General features: G+C 55.1%; 16 protein-coding genes. 5 read left to right on the top strand and 11 right to left on the bottom strand.

Going from position 1 to position 18,230, the window contains the following annotated elements; translation table 11 throughout:
• The first annotated feature begins 202 nt into the window (after positions 1-202).
• Positions 203-496 carry a rhodanese-like domain-containing protein gene (locus O9H85_RS02730; protein WP_269879725.1) on the top strand — a complete coding sequence of 98 codons (294 nt, stop codon included), beginning with the start codon at positions 203-205 and terminating at the stop codon, positions 494-496.
• Here O9H85_RS02730 and O9H85_RS02725 read toward each other — a convergent pair.
• Positions 493-1,002 carry a shikimate kinase gene (locus tag O9H85_RS02725; protein WP_269879724.1) on the bottom strand — a complete coding sequence of 170 codons (510 nt, stop codon included), beginning with the start codon at positions 1,000-1,002 and terminating at the stop codon, positions 493-495. The genes O9H85_RS02730 and O9H85_RS02725 overlap by 4 nt on opposite strands.
• A gap of 169 nt (positions 1,003-1,171) precedes the next feature.
• Between O9H85_RS02725 and O9H85_RS02720 the strand changes: the two genes are divergently transcribed.
• On the top strand, positions 1,172-1,510 hold the full coding sequence (locus tag O9H85_RS02720; RefSeq protein ID WP_269879723.1) for a hypothetical protein: 339 nt from the start codon (positions 1,172-1,174) through the stop codon (positions 1,508-1,510).
• Here O9H85_RS02720 and gndA read toward each other — a convergent pair.
• The 7 genes from gndA to O9H85_RS02685 all read right to left on the bottom strand — a co-directional run bounded on the left by gndA (position 1,507) and on the right by O9H85_RS02685 (position 10,070).
• A complete protein-coding gene (gene gndA / locus O9H85_RS02715; RefSeq protein ID WP_269879722.1) occupies positions 1,507-2,919 on the bottom strand; it encodes an NADP-dependent phosphogluconate dehydrogenase in 1,413 nt (470 codons plus the stop codon). The two genes, O9H85_RS02720 and gndA, sit on opposite strands and share 4 nt — an antisense overlap.
• Before the next feature lie 237 nt (positions 2,920-3,156).
• Positions 3,157-3,924 carry an SDR family oxidoreductase gene (locus O9H85_RS02710; RefSeq protein WP_269879827.1) on the bottom strand — a complete coding sequence of 256 codons (768 nt, stop codon included), beginning with the start codon at positions 3,922-3,924 and terminating at the stop codon, positions 3,157-3,159.
• 24 nt (positions 3,925-3,948) lie between these two features.
• The gene (gene gntK / locus O9H85_RS02705) at positions 3,949-5,499 is read right to left on the bottom strand and encodes a gluconokinase (protein WP_269879721.1); all 1,551 of its coding nucleotides are present in this window, start codon (positions 5,497-5,499) and stop codon (positions 3,949-3,951) included.
• Between the two features lies 1 nt (position 5,500).
• The gene (locus O9H85_RS02700; protein WP_269879720.1) at positions 5,501-6,769 is read right to left on the bottom strand and encodes a nickel pincer cofactor-dependent isomerase, group 22; all 1,269 of its coding nucleotides are present in this window, start codon (positions 6,767-6,769) and stop codon (positions 5,501-5,503) included.
• Positions 6,770-6,772: 3 nt separating this feature from the next.
• Entirely contained in the window at positions 6,773-7,783 is a 1,011-nt protein-coding gene (locus tag O9H85_RS02695; RefSeq protein ID WP_269879719.1) for a LacI family DNA-binding transcriptional regulator, read from the bottom strand.
• A 263-nt stretch (positions 7,784-8,046) separates the two neighbouring features.
• The gene (locus tag O9H85_RS02690; RefSeq protein WP_269879718.1) at positions 8,047-8,643 is read right to left on the bottom strand and encodes a hypothetical protein; all 597 of its coding nucleotides are present in this window, start codon (positions 8,641-8,643) and stop codon (positions 8,047-8,049) included.
• 521 nt (positions 8,644-9,164) lie between these two features.
• Positions 9,165-10,070 (bottom strand): stalk domain-containing protein, encoded by a 906-nt coding sequence (locus tag O9H85_RS02685; RefSeq protein ID WP_269879717.1) that lies wholly within the window; start codon positions 10,068-10,070, stop codon positions 9,165-9,167.
• A 169-nt stretch (positions 10,071-10,239) separates the two neighbouring features.
• On the opposite strand from O9H85_RS02685, the gene O9H85_RS02680 reads away from it, so the two are divergent.
• The 3 genes from O9H85_RS02680 to O9H85_RS02670 all read left to right on the top strand — a co-directional run bounded on the left by O9H85_RS02680 (position 10,240) and on the right by O9H85_RS02670 (position 13,015).
• Positions 10,240-11,079, top strand: coding sequence for an ABC transporter ATP-binding protein (locus tag O9H85_RS02680; RefSeq protein WP_269879716.1), 840 nt, complete (start codon positions 10,240-10,242; stop codon positions 11,077-11,079).
• Positions 11,012-11,776, top strand: a complete 765-nt coding sequence (locus O9H85_RS02675) for an ABC transporter permease (protein WP_269879715.1) — start codon at positions 11,012-11,014, stop codon at positions 11,774-11,776. The genes O9H85_RS02680 and O9H85_RS02675 overlap by 68 nt, the downstream gene beginning before the upstream one ends.
• Before the next feature lie 183 nt (positions 11,777-11,959).
• Complete coding sequence (locus tag O9H85_RS02670) at positions 11,960-13,015, top strand: ABC transporter substrate-binding protein (RefSeq protein ID WP_269879714.1); 1,056 nt, start codon at positions 11,960-11,962, stop codon at positions 13,013-13,015.
• A 67-nt stretch (positions 13,016-13,082) separates the two neighbouring features.
• Here O9H85_RS02670 and O9H85_RS02665 read toward each other — a convergent pair whose 3' ends face one another.
• The 3 genes from O9H85_RS02665 to O9H85_RS02655 are packed head-to-tail and all read right to left on the bottom strand — an operon-like array spanning position 13,083 to position 18,185.
• The gene (locus O9H85_RS02665) at positions 13,083-15,386 is read right to left on the bottom strand and encodes a DUF4962 domain-containing protein (RefSeq protein WP_269879713.1); all 2,304 of its coding nucleotides are present in this window, start codon (positions 15,384-15,386) and stop codon (positions 13,083-13,085) included.
• Entirely contained in the window at positions 15,379-17,421 is a 2,043-nt protein-coding gene (locus O9H85_RS02660; RefSeq protein ID WP_269879712.1) for a heparinase II/III domain-containing protein, read from the bottom strand. The genes O9H85_RS02665 and O9H85_RS02660 overlap by 8 nt, the downstream gene beginning before the upstream one ends.
• On the bottom strand, positions 17,418-18,185 hold the full coding sequence (locus tag O9H85_RS02655) for an SDR family NAD(P)-dependent oxidoreductase (protein WP_269879711.1): 768 nt from the start codon (positions 18,183-18,185) through the stop codon (positions 17,418-17,420). Before O9H85_RS02655 ends, O9H85_RS02660 begins: the two co-directional genes overlap by 4 nt.
• Positions 18,186-18,230 lie beyond the last annotated feature (45 nt).

The raw sequence follows: 18,230 nt of genomic DNA, 5'->3' as shown, positions 1-18,230 counted from the left end.
TGGTAAACGCGCTGGTCCTTGTATGACAAGGACGGCGTAGCCGTTTATCCAGGGTCCAATGTTTTCAATAGTTTTTTTTAGTATTCGACAGATTTTGCCGAATCCCCTTTTTCTAGCTCCAAGGTTTGACATTCCGCTTACATCTTGATTATGATGGAGGCATTCGGCCTACCATGGGCCGCCATACGAGGAGGCTAGCGTCATGCAAACGATCACCCCTGCAGAAATCAAGCAGCGGCTCCGGCAAGGTGAACAGCTTCACATCGTAGATGTGCGCGAAGACGAGGAAGTCGCCATGGGCATGATCCCCGGCGCGATTCATATTCCGCTTATGCAGCTGCCGGAGCGCTTGTCCGAAATCCCGCAAGCGGGCGAGACGATCTTGGTTTGCCGCAGCGGCAACCGGAGCAGCCGGGCTTACGATTATTTAACGGCGCAAGGCTTGTCGAATTTTAAAAATATGACGGGCGGCATGCTCGAATGGGAAAAGCTCTAAGCCTTTCCCATTCGGCTCAAGATGCCGACTACGATCGCGTCTACAGGTACGTCCGTTGTATCGATGCGGACATGGGCAAAATCATAGGCGTTTCTGCGGGCCTCCATCAAACTGCGTACCCGCTCTTCCACGTTGCCATTCACGAGCGGACGGTTCTGGTCGTATCGAACCCGTTCGATGATCGTTTCCTCGGTAGCCGTCAAGGCGACAACCAATCCGCCGCGCAGCATCGCTTCACAATTCCGATGGTCCAGCACGGCCCCGCCTCCGGTCGAAACGACCTGCGACATTCCTTTCAGCGTCTTCTCGATCATGGCGCTCTCCGCCTGCCGGAAGCCCGCTTCCCCACGTTCCGCAAAAATTTCGCTGATCCTCATGCCCGCTTCGGCTTCGATCCGTTCATCGGTATCGACATAGCTCCATCCCAGCCGCTCGGCCAGCTTCGAGCCGACGGTCGATTTGCCCGTCCCCATCAAGCCGATTAGCACAATATTCCGAAAATCCACTGACAGTACACCCCTAATTTGTCTATGGTAAACTTCTCCCTATCATATCATAGCTTGACAGGTGTGAATAGAAAGTTTGTTGAAAACATAAGATGGATGTGAATAAATTCCAACCGGAACAGTTATCCTGATAACAATTAATTCCATCCCTTAAAGGAGACGTGTCGCCATGTCCGATGTGCTGCCGGGAAGTCCCGCTCCCCAACTCAGCTTGACCGATCTGAAGCTGGATAAAATTATGGACCCCGCCCATCCGCTGTGCAAAGAAGAAGTCGTCTGGATGCTCGAATTCATTAAAAAAAAGGTGACTGAGGAAGATCCCAAATTAATGGATCTTGCCCAGCCACGCCTTTTGCAAAATTTTCGTTACTTTGCCGAAATCGCTTTGATGCTGATCCAGCGCCGGAACGGCTTCGATCAGGAAGCGGACCGGCTTAAGAGCTGGCTAAGCGAAGCCTCGTACGGCCTTCATTCCCCAAGGGCCGTCCGATCCCGCAGCAGCGATTAGTTTTCGAGCCAGTTGAAATGGAACGTTCCTTCTTTGTCCAGACGTTTGAACGTGTGGGCGCCGAAGTAGTCGCGCTGCGCTTGAAGCAGGTTCGCAGGCAGACGCTCGGAACGGTAGCTGTCGTAGTAAGACAGAGCCGATGCGAACGCAGGTACCGGAATACCCCGGGAAACGGCGATGGAGATAACGGTTCTCCAAGCATCCTGATAGTTTTCCACGATGCCTTTGAAATACTCGTCCAGCAGCAGGTTCTTCAGCTCGCCGTTGCGGTCGTAGGCATCCTTGATGTTCTGCAGGAAGCGGGCGCGGATAATGCAGCCGCCGCGGAAAATCATCGCGATGCTGCCGTAATCGAGTCCCCAGTTGTACTCGTCACTGGCCGCTCTCATTTGGGCGAAGCCTTGAGCGTAAGAGCAAATTTTGCTTGCATAAAGCGCCTTGCGGACAGCTTCGATGAACGCTTTACGGTCGCCTTCGAAGGCCGGAACGGAAGGCCCGCTTAATACGCGGCTTGCCTGCACGCGCTCTTCCTTCATCGCCGACAGGAAGCGGGAGAAGACGGATTCCGTGATGATGGACAGCGGCACTCCGAGGTCGAGGGAGCTTTGGCTGGTCCATTTGCCTGTACCCTTCTGCCCTGCGGAGTCCAGAATGACGTCCACCATCGGCTTGCCTGTTTCAGGGTCTTTCTTCGTAAAGATATCGGTAGTGATCTCGATCAGGTAGCTATCGAGCTCGCCTTTGTTCCATTCGGAGAAAATTTCATGAAGCTCGTCGGTGCTGACGCCAAGCACATCCTTCAGCAGCTGGTACGCTTCGCAGATCAGCTGCATATCGCCGTACTCGATGCCGTTATGGACCATCTTCACGTAGTGGCCTGCGCCGCCCGGTCCGATGTACGTGCAGCAAGGATCGCCGTTCACCTTGGCGGAGATCGCCGTTAGAATCGGAGCGACAAGCTCGTAAGCGTCCTTCTGGCCGCCCGGCATGATCGCCGGTCCTTTAAGCGCACCCTCTTCGCCTCCGGATACCCCGGTGCCGATGAAACGAATGCCGTGCGCCTCCAGCTCCTGGTTGCGGCGCTGGGTGTCCGGGAAGAACGCGTTGCCGCCGTCGATGACGATGTCGCCCTTATCCAGATGCGGTACCAGCTGATTGATCGTATCGTCTGTCGCATGGCCCGCCTGCACCATGATCAGGATTTTGCGAGGCTGTTCGAGGGATGCTACGAACTCCTCGATGGTGTATGTACCCACCAGGTTTTTGCCTTGGGATTCAGCCAGCAGCGCATCCGTTTTCTCCCGGGAACGGTTGAATACGGAGACGGTGAAGCCTCTGCTCTCGATATTTAAAGCCAGGTTTTTACCCATGACGGCCAGGCCGATCACGCCAACTTGCTGTTTGGACATTTGGTTTCTTCCTTCCTGATCCATTATTTTTAATTACCCACGATTTCATTTTTTGAAACGGCCCGAGAAAAAGAATGACGGAGGGCAGAACGGGTGTCGGAGAGCCGTAGGCGAGTCCCATTTGAAATCGAATTCCACCCTATCCCAATTGTTCACGGGAATTCGATTTCTAAAGGGACCGTAGGCACCTGTTTCTGACCCGCAGTCAAGACTTTTTCGAGCCCTGTTCCAACAAAATTAAATCGTGATCGCTCCGAAGCCGCCGTCTACCCGAAGAAGCGTACCCGTGACAAAACTGGAGGCCTTGTCCGAAGCCAGGTATACCGCAGCGCCTTGAAGCTCTTCGGCATCGCCGAAACGGTTCATCGGCGTATGGCGCATAATCGACTCCGTCCGCTCCGGAGAAAGAATCTTGCGGTTCTGCTCGGCAGGGAAGAACCCTGGGATAATGGCATTCACGCGTACGCGGGCCGGCGCGAATTCACGGGCAAGATACTTTGTTACGTTGTTCACGGCAGCCTTGGAAGCGGAGTAGGTGAACACTTTGGAAAGCGGCGGCTCGGAGGATACGGAAGAAATGTTGATGATGCTTCCGCCTTCGCCTTTCTCGACCATATGCTTCCCAAAAATTTGACAAGCCAACACAACGCTCTTCAGGTTGACGTTCATGATGTTGTCCCATTCTTCCATGGAGAGCTCGAAGAACGGCGTCGTGCTGTTCATGCCTGGGCAGTTCATCAGCACGTCGGCGCGGCCGGTCCATTCCAGCACTTCCGCAAGCACGCGCTGAAGGTCTTCCGCGCTGGTCGCGTCCGCCGAGAAGCATTTGGCGCGGCCCCCTACTTCTTCAATGCGCTTCGCAACCGCTTCGGATTTCTCCTGATTCCGGCCGACAATGGCTACATCCGCGCCATGTTCAGCCAAGCCTACCGCCATGGTACCCCCAAGCGTGCTGTTCCCGCCGATAATAATCGCTGTTTTTCCGGTAAGATCGAATAAGTTCATCGCCATAATGAATAAGTGCCTCCTCTATTTCGTATGTGCCTGTTGAAAAGCGGAGATCAGATCGAACTCGTTCTTCAACTGATGGTACACACGATTATAAATTGTTGTCAACTCCGAATACGTTTTGTGATTCTCTTCATTCGCCGTGAGTGACTGCTGAACTTTCATCCAATCGTGCACGCTGGAGAAATCCTTGATCTCCCCGAGAGCGAGCATGCCGAGCTGTGCGGCTCCGAGGCCCGAGCTCTCGATCGTGTTCGGCACCGAAACCGGCGACCCGAGCACATCCGCCATCATCTGCAACCAGAACGAGGAACGGGCAAAACCGCCGGAAGCGCGAACCTCCTTGGTCGCCCCGTTCATCTCCTCCAGGGCGGAGACGACGGAATGGATCCGGTACATGACGCCTTCCATCACCGCTCGAATCATATGCTTCTTTTGGTGATAGAGCGAGAGACCGAAGAATACGCCGCGGGCGTTGGCATTCCAATAAGGAGCGCGCTCGCCGGCAAGCAGCGGCAGGAAGATAAGCCCGTCCGACCCGGGAGAAACCTGTTGAGCCAGCTCCGTCAAATAATCGTACGGATCCAGGCCCCGGCGGCGGCCTTCATCGGCCTCCAGCGTCGCGAGCTCGTCCCTTACCCAGCGGAGCATGATGCCTCCGTTGTTAATCGCTCCGCCGACGACCCAGAAGTTATCCATCAGGTTGTAGCAGAAGAGCCGCCCCTGCGGGTCGGTAACCGGCGCGTTCACCACGCCGCGGACCGCTCCGCTCGTCCCGATCGTGACCGCGTATACGCCGGGCTCGTAAGCGCCGACGCCCAGGTTCGCCAGCACGCCGTCGGAAGCGCCGACCACGAACGGGGTATCGGAAGCGAGTCCGAGAGCCGATGCATATTCGTCCGCAAGCCCTTGCAGCGTGAACGTGGTCGGCACCGGTTCGGACAGCTGCTCCCGGCGAACGCCGCACGTTTCAAGCGCCTTCGCATCCCAGTCGAGCTCAGCCAAATTGAAAAGGCCGGTTGCGCTGGCGATGGAATGGTCGACCACAAGACGGCCGAACAGCTTGCCGAAGACGTATTCCTTGATGCCGATAAATTTGTAGGCCTGCTCGAACAGCTCGGGACGGTTGTCCCGGAACCACATCAGCTTGAGCAGAGGCGACATCGGGTGAATCGGCGTCCCCGTCCGGCGGTAAATGCCGAGCCCGTCCAGCTCTTCCTTCAGCGTCTTGACGTAGCCGACGCTTCGGTTATCCGCCCACGTGATGCAGCGGGTGAGCGGGTACAGATCGCGGTCGATTGCAATCAGGCTGTGCATAGCCGAACTGAAGGACACGCAGAGCACCTGTGAAGGCAGTACATGCGCCTTGCTGATGACCGTACGAATGGCTGTGATGACCGCCTGGAAAATTTCGTCCGGATCCTGCTCCGCCATATCCGGCCTTGGCGTGTGCAGCGGATATTCCACGGAATGGGAGGCGAGCACCCTCCCGTCCCGGTCGATCACCAGCGTCTTGGAGCTGGTGGTGCCGATATCCGCCGCAATAATGTAAGGCTTTACTGCTTGACTCATCTTATCTTAAATTCCCTTCGCTGTTGAATGGCAGGTCGTACGGCTCGCTCAGGATCTCGATATCCGGATGGTTCTTCGCTTCCTCCAGCAGATTGACAGAAATTTCGATCTCGCCCAAGTGAAGCGTGTCCTTGATACGAACCAGACGGCATTTCGTGTAGTCGAGAATGTTGCACGTCTTGACCCCGGCCTTGATGGCGAAATAGTCATTGTCCAGGTAAGTCGATACTTTCGTAGGCGCGCATACCGTGGAAGTGAGTCCGTTCACGAAGGTCGCCGGCTTATCCATCTTGTCGATCAGACGCTGCGTCGTGAAATCCGCCGTACCGACACCGTTCGCATTCCCTTGCGACTCTTCCGTCAGATCGAGCACGATCATCTTGGATACGTCCGGACCGCCGTGAGCGTAAGGCGTCGGATAGCGGCCGGTAATGTTCGGGTCCATTCCGTCGCCGCTGATGTTTTTGCCGATGTAATCGATAACAAGGACGTCGATCTGATCGAACAAAATCTTCGGCAGACGCGCTTTGGCGATTTCGAGCAGCACCATCTCGCGCTCCTCGATTTGCGTCGCAGGCAGCACCTCGACGATGCATGTTTCGTCGAAGGCATTCTCCACCAACGCGACGCCGAAGAGAATCGGGAGCTTCTGCAGCATGATGTTCGCCATGGCCGGCACGTTCTCCGCCATATATTTGAAGCCGAGCTGATGGCACGCTTCCGCGCCCTTTTGCTTGCCGAGACCGATGGAGATCATCTTCATGATGCCGCTCTCGATCCGTCCGCGGAACGCCGTATGCGGCTTGACGCGGTTGATGACGACGATGGCGTCCGCTTCGGAAGCGTATTTATCGATGTAAACCGGCAGTCCGTTAGGAAGCTGGTCGATCTGAATCACTTCCATGGAGGAGCGGATCGGGGCGCCCATCGCTTCTTCGCTGACGCCGAGATGGTGCAGCACTTCCTTCTGGCCCTCGGCCGTTGCGCCGCCGTGGCTTCCCATGCTCGGAACAATGAAAGGATGCGCGCCCGCCGCTTTGATCGCGTCGATCGTCACCTTGGTGAACAGTGCGATGTTCGCCACGCCGCGGCTTCCTACCGCTACGGCAACCTGCTGTCCCGGCTTGATCTGATCGATCGCTCCCGGCTTTTGAAGCTCTTGCGCGAGCACCTCTTCCGGACGCTCCAGCTTCGTTCCGTCAAATTTTTGCCGAATCCGCACGACTTGCGGAATCGGAATATCCTGCAGCACTTTGTTCAGTACACTCATGGCTCATTGCCCTCCCGAAATGGTTTGAACGGAATCCCGCACGACCAGCTCCGTATTGAAAAAAACGGTCGAACGTTCCACTTCCTTTTTCTCGATAAAAGACAGCAGCTTGACCGCTCCTGCGCGGCTCATCTCCTCGATGGGCCTTCTTACGGTCGTTAGAGCCGGTGTCATAAAGCCGGAGAACAAATCATCGTCGAAGCCGACCACCGATATATCCTCCGGGACGCGCAGGCCGTGATTCGTAATCGCCTTAATGGCCCCCACAGCCATATCGTCATTGCTGCAAAAGACGGCTGTAGGCCCATCCTCCAGCTTCAGCAGCCGGCTCATGGCCGCATAGCCGCTTTCAAAATCATAGTCGCCCCGCTCGGCGAAACCGTCCTGAATCGCCACGCCGTAACGGCTTAGTGCCTGAAGATAGCCGTCCCGACGGGCTTGAGTCGATTTGAAGCCGGTTTTCCCTTCGATAATGGCGATCCTTCGATGCCCGTGGACGATTAAATGCTCCACAACCTTGAAAGCCCCGCTCTGGTCGTCCGGCACAAGATTCATGACGCGATTGCCGTCCACCTGACGGTTTAATACGATCAACGGAATTTCCTTGTCGGTCGCATATTCGATAAAAGATTGATCGCTCCGGCTCTGGCTCATCACAATCAGTCCGTCGAAGCTCTTGCGGTTCACGTTGTGATAGCTCTTGTAGTCGTCGATTCCGCGTACGATCAAATTGTACTGATCCTTGATGACATCGTTCACGCCCTTGATCGCCTCGTACAAGAAGCCGGCCGAAGTACCGGAGTGCAGCGTCGAGAAGAACAGGCCTAAATTATACGAACGGTCAAGCACCAAGCTTCTGGCGCTGTAATTAGGCGTATAATTCATGCTGCCCGCAATCGCTTTGATGCGCTCCTTCGTCTCCGGGTTTATGAGCGGGCTATCGTTCAGCGCCCGGGATACCGTCGTATGCGAGACTCCCGCCAGCTTCGCGATATCTTTAATCGTCACGCTCATCCTACCACCTCTGTTTTATCATAACATATGCCTGCACACGTTAACAATGCTCTTTTTTGCTCCCTTATCCTTCGAAAATGAACTATTTTTGCCACAACCCGCCGCGGCGCCGCTTCACAGGTTTCGCCACGGGCTCTGCAAGCAATTAACCGTACGGAATCAACACCTTTTGGCGCGGGCTGTATGCAGGATGGTCTCGTCAAGTTTCCCGAACATGCAAAATGGCCCGTGTACGAATACACAGACCATTTTACCATAGCCGCTTACATTTCCAACAGCAGCATTTCATGCCTCAGTTCCTTCAACCTTTCTTTGCTTTTTTGAATGGTCCCCAGGTCCCCGTCCCGAAGAGCATCATGCAAGGTAGCCAGCTCGTAGTCGAGCTCCATTCGCAGTATAGGGATCCGATCGTCGGGGCGCCTGGAGCGGAAGGCTTGCATCATTTCGTCCACTGTCACCACCGGTTCCTTCTGAAACAGTACTTTGTGTTCAACGCCTGAAATCTCAACCATCCGGATAATTTCCCCGAACATAATATTCTCGATCAAAATTTGCCGGTCCTTAAACCGCTTGACGACGGCATGCCCCCGGGTATCGCCGATCATCTTTTCCATGAGCTCCGCCAGCTTCTCGTCCTTGAACGAGTAGTTGCCGACAATTTTATACCGTTCTCCGATGCGCTGGAATTTCAGCTTCACCAGCTTGCGCCCTGTACGGATCGATACGATGAATTGCTGCTCATTTTCATTCCAATACAACGAATAGCCTTCTTGTATGAGGGTTTTGATGAAGTTCCGGATTAGCCGACGGTCAAATCGTAACTCAAGGTTGCAATATTCCACTTCATGACTTTTACTCACGGCAATCCCCTCCTGAACGTAGTCCATACTCGTTGCTTAGGCTGCTGCTCCATTGGTTTGCTTCGTCTGCGCATCCTCTAGTTCCCGCTGCAATTCATCGGTTTCGGCGCTGCGTTAAAAGTTATCATGTTGCAGCACTTATCATTTTGATAGAATTTTCTGATAATTCAGTTTCTTAATTCTATCTTATTATGAATCATATGATTTAGCAACTTGGATTATTGACTTTTTTAACGCATTCCAAACCTATTTTTTTAACGGACGCTTTGCCGTTCGGCGGGAATTGGGCAGTGTGTCACGGAGGCGATGACAGGAGTCCGCGGTTCGGGAACATGGCGTCCCGCCGAATCCGGACATCTCTCCCCGGGACGCCAGGATAAACGGCTATGCCGTCCTTGTCTTACAAGGACCAGCGCGTTTACCAAGGTTGATGCGAAGCTATAAGTTACGAAAACTTATAAATTCTTATCAACCGAAAAAAAACCATGCCTGGAGCAGTGCCCCGCATGGTTCCTTCTATCCTACTTGTCTTCCCTCTTGTCCGCCTCCGCGGCCAAATCCATCTTCGACGTCATATTGACCGAATAGCCGACGTCGGGTGAGGAGTCATTCTTCTTGTAGAGCTGCAGCTTAACCAAATGGTAGCGGTTCGTCATCGATACAGGTCCCGAAGTAAACCGGACCGTTTCGTACATTAGAAGCTCGTAGGTATCTTCTTCATCCGTCTTGTCAATGATGATCGGTTTATCGGAGAACTGCTGCTCGCCTACCTTGAAGCTCGCAAGCGTCTTGACATGCCCCTTCAGAGCCTCCAGCTTCTTCGGATTGATCTCGCCGGCGATCACGTAGCTGTCGTACGAGCCGGAAGACGTCGGGGTCGGCGTTTGTTTCCAGCGCTTGCGCAGCTCCTTCTCATTAACGAACAGCTGGCCGGTCAGGCGCTCCTTGGCTTTCTTGAGCCCGTCGGTATCAATGCCCATCCGCTTGACGTCGGACAACCGGTAATACAGATCAGAGCTGGATTTGCCCTTGCTGTCATATGTAAGAAGAAGCGGATACTCGGCCCCCAAGTAGCTGACCTTGATGGAATAAGGATTGCTGAGCTCAATCGTGTCATACGTTTGCTCCGGGTTGTCCGCGGCTTGCTCCGGATTGATCCGGCTGTTAATGTAAATCGTCTTCGTATCGTTCCTCCAGAGGATGCTCGCCCCGAGCAGGTTGCCGAGCTCCTTTAGCGGAAGATAGCTCTTGTCATTATAGACGAGCGTCGGTCCGCTCAGCTGTACGGGCTTCCCGTCCAGCACAAGATTGAAATCCGGACGCAAATAAGCGTCTACCCGTTCGAGCACATCTTGGGCGTAAACCCCTGCGGCGAAAGCCCCGCTGATAGCCGCCGTCAAGATCAGGACGCGTTTCGTACGTTTCATGGAACACATACCTTTCGTCATAATAGGAAAAAAGTGGCGATGCTTAATTTCATTCGACATCCGATCCCAAAATCCTGCAAAATTTGCAGTTGACAATTATAACAATTCCTATAAAATAAGTTGGTAATAGAATTTTCCACCCCGCTTTGGCAATGGAGGAGAGACTCCCATGATTGAAATCAAACATGTCAGCAAAACGTTCCGTCAGCGTACAGGCGGTACGTTTACCGCGATCGACAATGTCTCCTTGACGATTAAGCAAGGGGAATTCGTCTCCTTGCTCGGTCCTTCCGGCTGCGGCAAATCTACGCTGCTGAATCTGGTCGCCGGACTGGAGCAGGCGGAGCAGGGCGAGATTACGGTGAACGGCAAGAGCTGCTCGAAGCCGGGCCCGGACCGGGTCGTCGTGTTCCAGGAGCATGCGCTTTTTCCCTGGCTCACCGTCCTGGAGAACGTCGCCTTCGGCCTGAAACAGAAAGGCGTGCCCAAGAAGGAACGCGAAGCGATGGCGATGGAGCAGATCAAGGCCGTTCATCTGAGCAAGTTCGCGGACCGGTATCCGCACGAGCTGTCCGGCGGCATGAAGCAGCGGGCCGCTATCGCAAGAGCGCTCGCCATGGACCCGGAAATTCTGCTGATGGACGAACCGTTCGCAGCGCTGGACGAGCAAACGAGACTTATTTTGCACAAGGAACTGGAAGAAATCTGGATGCGCGCCCGCAAGACGATTCTCTTCATCACGCACAACATCAGGGAAGCCGTCATTTTGTCCGACCGCGTGCTGGTGATGTCAACCAGGCCGGGTACGATCAAGAAGGAATTCGTCGTCCAAGCGGCGCGGCCGAGGGATTATGCGGATTCGGTGCTTCATCATGTAGAGCACAGCATTATGGATGCGCTCGCCGACGAACTGGAGAAAGTCGTAAAGGAGGAGATGGGCGATGAATACAGCATTAAGAAGGGGCCTCTTTCTGATCCTGCTGCTAATAGCGTGGGAGGCGGGATTTAGAATCTTCGATTGGGGCTGGAAGTTCCCTTCGTTCACGCAGACGCTTCAAGCGTTCTACGACGGCTTCGTGCACGGCCAGCTGCTGGAAGCGACGCTGGAAAGCCTGCGCCGTCTGCTGCTTTCGTTCCTTCTGTCCATCGTCATCGGGACGACCCTTGGCTTCCTGTTCGCCCGCTACCGCCTGCTGGACGATACGATCGGATTTCTCGTCGTCGCCCTGCAGACGATACCGAGCATTGCCTGGCTGCCGTTCGCCATTATCTGGTTCGGGATGAACGACTTTTCCGTCATCTTCATCACGACGCTCGGAGCCACCTGGACGATGGCCATGTCAAGCCGGACCGGGATTAAAAATATCCCTCCCCTCTATATTAAAGCCGCTCAAACCATGGGCACGGGGGACGGGATGCGGATGTTCGTGCAGGTCATGGTGCCTGCCGCTTTCCCTCATATGATGACGGGCGTGCGCGTAGCTTGGGCTTTCGCCTGGCGGGCGCTCGTAGCGGGCGAGCTGATCGCCAAAGGCGTCGGCCTCGGCCAGCTCCTTCAGGACGGCCGCAATCTTGCGGATACCGCGCTCATGCTGAGCATCGTCATCATCATCGCCGTACTGGGCACCTTGTCCGACCATTTCTGCTTCAAGCGTCTGGAGGACAAGCTCCTTGTACGCTACGGTTTGGCGGGCAATTATAAATAGAAACATGTGTTATCGAAAAGGGAAAGCGGAAGAGAAGGGATTTGTCGCAGGAGCGTTCGCATTTGAAATCGTGAAATTACATAATAAATCATTCAGCTTCACGATTTCTAAAGCGACCGGAGGCAAATGCCTTCTATGCAGCGGTAAACTTTTTGATAACACAACAAAAGGGAGAGGTCCATCATGAAAAAATGGTCTGTTATGCTGTCCGTCCTGCTAGTGCTTACTCTAGTGCTGGCGGCGTGCGGCGGCAAAAAAGAACCGGCAGCGGGCGCCGGAAATAACAGCGGCAGTAAGGCGGCGGCCAAAACCGTACGCCTCGGCATATTCAAGAACGTCACCCATGCCCCCGGCTATGTCGCTCTCGAGCAAGGCTTGTTCAAGAAATATTGGGGCGAGAACGTGAAAGTGGACGTCACGGCTTTCGATAACGGCTCCGACTTCTCTACGGCTTTGGCCACGGATCAGATCGATCTTGGCTTCGTCGGCCCGGGACCTTCCACGAACCAGTTTCTGAAAAGCAAAAACTTCCGCATCATCTCCGGCTCCAACAACGGCGGTGCCGTACTTGTAGCAGGCAAAGATTCCGGTATTAACAGTGTCAAGGAACTGGCGGGCAAGACCGTCGCCATTCCAACCAAGGGCAGCACGAACGAAATCTCACTCCGACTGCTACTGCAGCAGAACAACTTGAAGGTGACGACGGACAAAACGGGCGTTCAAATCATTGCTCGCGCGCCGGCCGATACGCTTATCGCCATGCGCCAGAAGGAAATCGACGCTACGCTGATTCCTGAGCCTTGGGGTACCCAAATGGAACAGGAAGGCATCGGCAAAATTATTACGCCATGGGACCAAATCCCGCCGAACAACGGGAACTACCCGCTTACGATTCTCGTAGCCAGCGACAAGTTCCTGAAGGATAACCGGGAGCTGGCGAAGGGCGCCATCAAGGCGAATGCCGACGCGATCGATTTCATCAAGAAAAATCCGGAGAAAGCCTATGAGCAAGTCAACAACCAGCTGAAAGCGTTAAGCGGCAAAGGCATGGATACGAGCCTGATCAAAGCCGCACTTTCCCACTTGAATTTGACTACCGATGTGGACAAAGCGGCCATTGAGGAAATGGCCAAAGTATCCATTGACGCCGGCTACATCAAGGACGTGAAGAAGGAAGATCTGGATCTCAGCAAATTCCTGGACCTCTCGCTCTTGAACGAAGTGAAGCAAGGGAAATAACCTTAAATACACCGAAAGCCCCGCAGATGAGCTTAGCGCTTCTCTGCGGGGCTTTCCGCTTTCCTCATTAATAAGCTTTAGGCACTTCTACCTTCTGGGTATCGCCGTCTTCCGTAAAATAAAGATCGATCCCGTGTCCCTGATCATCCATGAAGAATGAGACATATTGGGGCTCGCCTTTCTTGATCGGCACGAGCAGTGTAGCGATCCGGTGGCCGCGCGCCGGCTTGCTCGCCGCCTTCAGGTGCCAGTGCACCGGCAGACCTTCGATTTCCGCCGGATCGACGTCCGTGAATTCGTGATGCTGCGACAGCATCAGCTCACCGGAAGAGCTATACACGAACCGGCCGTCCATATCCGCCTTTTTCCCTTGCACTTTAAAGGACTGTGCGCCAAGCTGCATTTCGTATTGGGTTTGAAACAGCCAATCGATCCGGGCCGGCTGGTCCAGGTCCACATGGTCTACAACGACGATATAGGAATCATTGAAGAAGTACAGCTCCCGCACGTATCTCTTAAGGTAAGGCACGTTTTCCTTGTAAGCCGCCGTTGCGTCGCTTCGGGAGTAGCTGCAGCGTCCGCGGCGTTCTACGGCCTCCACCCTGCCGGATGCGGCCATGTTGAGTACTTTATTCATCCCTGCATACTGCCCGAGTCCGTCGATCAGAATGTTGTTCGTGGACCGCGTCTGCTTGCGCCAATTCAAATGCATCGTGCTGCCGAAGGCGACGTAGTGCCCGCTCTCGATCGCAAGCGGCTCGCCGTAAGCATGCAGAACGAAGCCGTTCTGATCCCCGTGGCTGTGGCTGATCGACCCGTAGGGACTGCTCTTGGTGAGCAGCATGATATGGCGTTCGGGATCCGCCATGTTGGCATGGAATGCTACCCAGCCGACGTCGCGGAACCATTTTACCGGCTCGATCGCATCCGCCGTAGGCAGATCAGCTTCGACGGCCGGATAATCGTGCCGGTACACCATATCATCGAAGCGGAAGTCCCACCAGCCGTAATTGTAAAATTTCATTTCGGAGTCGGTATCCGTCTTCCGCACTTCCTCGAAATACCACTGGTACAGCCCGTTACGTTGTACTCCCGCGAAATGCCGCACGTTGAAGCCGGTTTTCAAGCTGACCGGATCACCCAAGGTCGATTGGTCTCCGAAGCTGGCGCGCAGCGTATCCGGACTGAAGCAATAGAGCGGGAAATCTCCGGTCTTCGCGAAGAACGGCCGGCGGTAGAAATCGATGCCCGTATATTTTTTAAGCAGATTGATCGCTTCCGTGACGAACGCCATGCCGGTCGTCCAATACATCGGCCCCTCGGCCCAGCCCCCGTCCGCGCCGCCCCAAGGCGTATATAGTCCGGCATAATAATCGAGCGTATAGTCGAGCCACTCGCGCGCCTTGTCCTCTTGCCCGAGCATGGCGATGCAGCAAGGAACAAGCACGCTTGAGAGCGAGCGCACAGCGTGACTGTCGAACGGTACATGATGAATTTTGGAGCGCTCGATGACATGGAACGCCACCTGCCCCGTTCTCGCGAGCAAGTGCTTGCGGACCTCATCCCTCTCCGCGCCCGTTAACTCATTGTACAGCCAGTCGTAGCCCCAGGCCAGCGCACCGGCAATCCGAAATGCGGCCTCATCGTTATAATCCCGCGAGGTGGTTCCTGCATCGTCCCACGTGCACAGATGCAGCAGCCACGCCTTGGCTTTGGCAATCAGCCTCGCGTCCTCCAGCACGACGCCGGCAACCGCCGAATGCCGGACCGCATAAAGCGCTTCCTGGCAATCGATATACATTTGACGCCACAAGCCGGCTACCTTTTTATTATTCGGATAAGGCTGAGGCTCAGCAATGAGCGGCCGGTCGATCCACGGCTTCACCGATCGCTCGAAGAATGCATCCCACCCGCAGAAGGCAGGATCCTCCTTCACCCGGCGCCGGAACTCCGGCAGCTCGGACGCTTGCAGCCATAATCTCGGATGGGCGTCCGAAGCTTGGGCATAGCGCCGTTCTCCTGCCGGAAGCGGCGTTTCGGGCAGACCCTCCGGCATATGAAAATGCCGAGTGCGGCTCCATTCCGTCTGACCGTCATCCGTAAGATGAGCATAGCGCCAGTAATGCTCCCCGGGAGGAAGCGGGGCCCCTGGCGTATACAAGTTATAAGGAATCGGCTGAACGGTTATCGTCCCGTCAGGCTCGAACGTCTCGCTCCTGGAGATTTGAAGCACGTAGCGGTCGTCCTCCAGCTGTGCCGGAATCCACGTAAAGCGAGGCGGATTTTCTACGAATACCGTCTGTTCGTCAGGCTGGTATTGTACGGTCAACACCCCGCTCTGGGGTTGATATAACGGCGCTGAATTAGACATAGGTATTCCTCCCGGTCATGTGTAGGCCCTGCCCATCTGTGATTTGTAATTCCGTGCTGCCCCTTGCGTCCGAAATTTCAAGCCGGTCTTCAGCCAGCAGAAGAAGCTTCACAGGCCGTTCCGCACTATAGGCATGAATAAACCTGCCCTTGCGTCCTTGCTGGCGGTGGAGAAATCCGTGCAGCTTGGCGCTGGGATCGATGCTCGTACCCGGCGTAACGATTTCCACCGCTTCGTCGCCATCCATCAGCAGCGCGGTATGGTATACGACGGCACCGTTCGTTCCGGTGTATTTGAACTTCAGCGAAGAGCTGCCCGAATGATCCGCTTCCGCGAGCAGCGCCGCTTGCTGATGAATAAACGGCGAGCCCGGAGGACGAAGCTTGCCTGTCGGGATGCCGTTTTGTCTGCGCCCCTGGATCAGCTCACCCTGCATGACCGGATGCATCCACCAGTTCATTTCCCCGCTCTCCTGCAGCGTCACCTCAAAGATATCCAGCAGCCACTCGTCCGTCAGCAGCAGATGTCTGTCCATTCGGCAGCCTGGATAAGCTTCTTCCGATTGAAGCCAAACCTCCGCAGCCTCCGGCCCGTCATGAAAGCGAACGCAGCTCCCGCGATGGGGAGCCTGCGATGCGCCGCCTACGGATACGGTATTGTGGCTTGCCGTCTCCGCGAACCAAGCCTTTCTCATGGCGGAGCCGTAGGGCACCATGCCGAATTCCGGAGTAAAAGCTCCGTGCTTATGCATAATCGATACGTGGAGCTTGTCGTAATGGCCGTGGGAACCGCCATGAGGACCGAAGTCCGAGAGGAACGACAGCGCGCTGCCCTTCCGTCGTACCACCACAAAACCCGAGTGCTCCAGCAGCAAGGATTGTCTTTCCTTGGATGTTGCCGGAGCCGCAGTCCCTTGTCCGTACAGCAGCGCTTCCAGACCGAATCGGCTGCCGTCGGCTGAACCCATACTGCGGTAGGCCGCCTGGAGTACAGGGCTCAGCTCCGCCATCCGGTATCGGCTTAATCCGACCTCCAAAGTCTCTGCGATTTCCCTTGCATACGGCAGCCGCTGCATCGGACCGTCATGGAGGGCCGGCAGCTCGCCTTGCTCGTCCGCCAGCAGACCCAGCACCTCGAACATGCCCCGCAGACACTGCCCGTCCGGAGCGATTTTTTCATACAGATCAAGTCCGAAGCGCTCGGCCATCTCAGCCGATATCAAATAAGCGCGCAAGACGAAAATATGGTAATAGACGCTGCCCTCGAATTCGAGCTGATCCGGCTTAACGCCAATGCTTAAATGATGCTTCCAGCCTCCCTCGCCTTCAATCAAGGCCTCAAGACCTTCCATGTCATTCCTTACCGCATACATACAAGAGAGCGATGCGTTCAGCCAAGCGGTATAATTGTTTTCCGGATTGTTGCGCTCACGGATGAGGATATGCCGATACTCCGTCATGCTTTGCTCCAGAAGGGTCAGGAACCGTTTAAAGTCCTGTTCTTCCTCCTCGCTTAGAGCACATCCTTCATCCTTCAGCAGCAAATAAGCGCGCAAAAGCGTCGTAGACCAGATGGCCTCCGTTAGGGCTTGATGGAAAGCCCGCCCCTTCAGCATCCATGGCTGAGCTTCCGGATGAACGGGATATAGCGGGAATTGACGCGCGTAATCGATCAGCAATCTTTTCGCCAAACCGGCATATACTTTTTCCTTCGTGCAAGCGTACACGACAGCCGCCTGAAGCGCATAGCGTGCCAGCGACTGGTGCTTGAACACCAGCCACGCTCCGCGGTAAGCCTCGCCTTCGATGGAACACCCGTGAGGGCATTGAAATACGTCTCTGTCCTTCTCCAGCGGATCGAACAGCAGCTCCGTATGATGATGAGGGCACACGTATTGATGCCACCAGCCTCCGGGCTCGACAGGTATTTGCAGACTGCCGGCGGCTGATGCATCGTCCAGCTCCTTCTTCAGCTGCTGCAATACGGGAACTGCCCAATCGGTCGATTGAAGTTTGTTCTTCAGCTCTGTACTCATCTCATCAACATACCTCCATTGATTTCGATCGTTTCTCCAGTTAAATAGGAGGCCAGATCGGAGGCCAAATACAGTACGGCGCCGGCGACGTCTTCCGGAGTCCCTTCACGCTTCAGCGGAATGCCGTTTACCGTTGCTTTTCGGGCTTCATCCGTCGTAAAAGTGGCGTGGAACATTGTGTTGCCGATAAAGCCGGGGGATACCAGATTGACGGTGATCCCGTCTCCGGCCACTTCCTTGGCCAGACCCTTGGAGTAGGTCAGCACGGCCGCTTTGCTCGCCGCATAAATGCTCGAGCCCGGTCCGCCGCCGTTATGCGCGGCAACTGACGTCATGTTGATGATGCGGCCGCCGCCCTTCGCCTTCATCCCTGCGAGCACCCTTTTGCACATAAACACCGTACTCTTCAGGTTCACATCCATAATCCGGCTATACAGCTCTTCGGTCATCTCGGCGTTCGCAAGCCGCTGCACCAAATGTCCCGCATTGTTCACGAGAATATCGACGGTCCCTCCGAGCGCCTGCTCGACCTCGGTAACGAGACGGTCAATCTGGGTGAGCTCCGTTACGTCCGCCTGCACAAGAACGGCTTCTCCGCCGGCCTTACGAATGGCGGCAACGGTTTCTTCCACCTGTTCTACATTGCGAAGGCAGTTCACGCCGACCTTGGCGCCATTAGCGGCCAAAGCCATGGCGGCCGCTCTGCCGATTCCTGCGTTAGAGCCTGTAACTAGCGCGATTTTCCCCGTTAAGTTGATGTTCATGCACGATTCCTCCCATGTTCCGTCGATATATATATGAATGAATGA

It is taken from the genome of Paenibacillus gyeongsangnamensis (assembly GCF_027533625.1).
Taxonomy (GTDB): domain Bacteria; phylum Bacillota; class Bacilli; order Paenibacillales; family NBRC-103111; genus Paenibacillus_G; species Paenibacillus_G gyeongsangnamensis.
This window is presented reverse-complemented; position numbering and strand designations above follow the sequence as displayed.

Coding starts and splice junctions, on each gene's coding strand:
- O9H85_RS02730 (WP_269879725.1), top strand. CDS start 203: ATGCAAACGATCACCCCTGCAGAAATCAAGCAGCGGCTCCGGCAAGGT.
- O9H85_RS02720 (WP_269879723.1), top strand. CDS start 1,172: ATGTCCGATGTGCTGCCGGGAAGTCCCGCTCCCCAACTCAGCTTGACC.
- gndA (WP_269879722.1), bottom strand. CDS start 2,919: ATGTCCAAACAGCAAGTTGGCGTGATCGGCCTGGCCGTCATGGGTAAA.
- O9H85_RS02710 (WP_269879827.1), bottom strand. CDS start 3,924: ATGAACTTATTCGATCTTACCGGAAAAACAGCGATTATTATCGGCGGG.
- gntK (WP_269879721.1), bottom strand. CDS start 5,499: ATGAGTCAAGCAGTAAAGCCTTACATTATTGCGGCGGATATCGGCACC.
- O9H85_RS02700 (WP_269879720.1), bottom strand. CDS start 6,769: ATGAGTGTACTGAACAAAGTGCTGCAGGATATTCCGATTCCGCAAGTC.
- O9H85_RS02695 (WP_269879719.1), bottom strand. CDS start 7,783: ATGAGCGTGACGATTAAAGATATCGCGAAGCTGGCGGGAGTCTCGCAT.
- O9H85_RS02685 (WP_269879717.1), bottom strand. CDS start 10,070: ATGAAACGTACGAAACGCGTCCTGATCTTGACGGCGGCTATCAGCGGG.
- O9H85_RS02680 (WP_269879716.1), top strand. CDS start 10,240: ATGATTGAAATCAAACATGTCAGCAAAACGTTCCGTCAGCGTACAGGC.
- O9H85_RS02675 (WP_269879715.1), top strand. CDS start 11,012: ATGAATACAGCATTAAGAAGGGGCCTCTTTCTGATCCTGCTGCTAATA.
- O9H85_RS02670 (WP_269879714.1), top strand. CDS start 11,960: ATGAAAAAATGGTCTGTTATGCTGTCCGTCCTGCTAGTGCTTACTCTA.
- O9H85_RS02665 (WP_269879713.1), bottom strand. CDS start 15,386: ATGTCTAATTCAGCGCCGTTATATCAACCCCAGAGCGGGGTGTTGACC.
- O9H85_RS02660 (WP_269879712.1), bottom strand. CDS start 17,421: ATGAGTACAGAGCTGAAGAACAAACTTCAATCGACCGATTGGGCAGTT.
- O9H85_RS02655 (WP_269879711.1), bottom strand. CDS start 18,185: ATGAACATCAACTTAACGGGGAAAATCGCGCTAGTTACAGGCTCTAAC.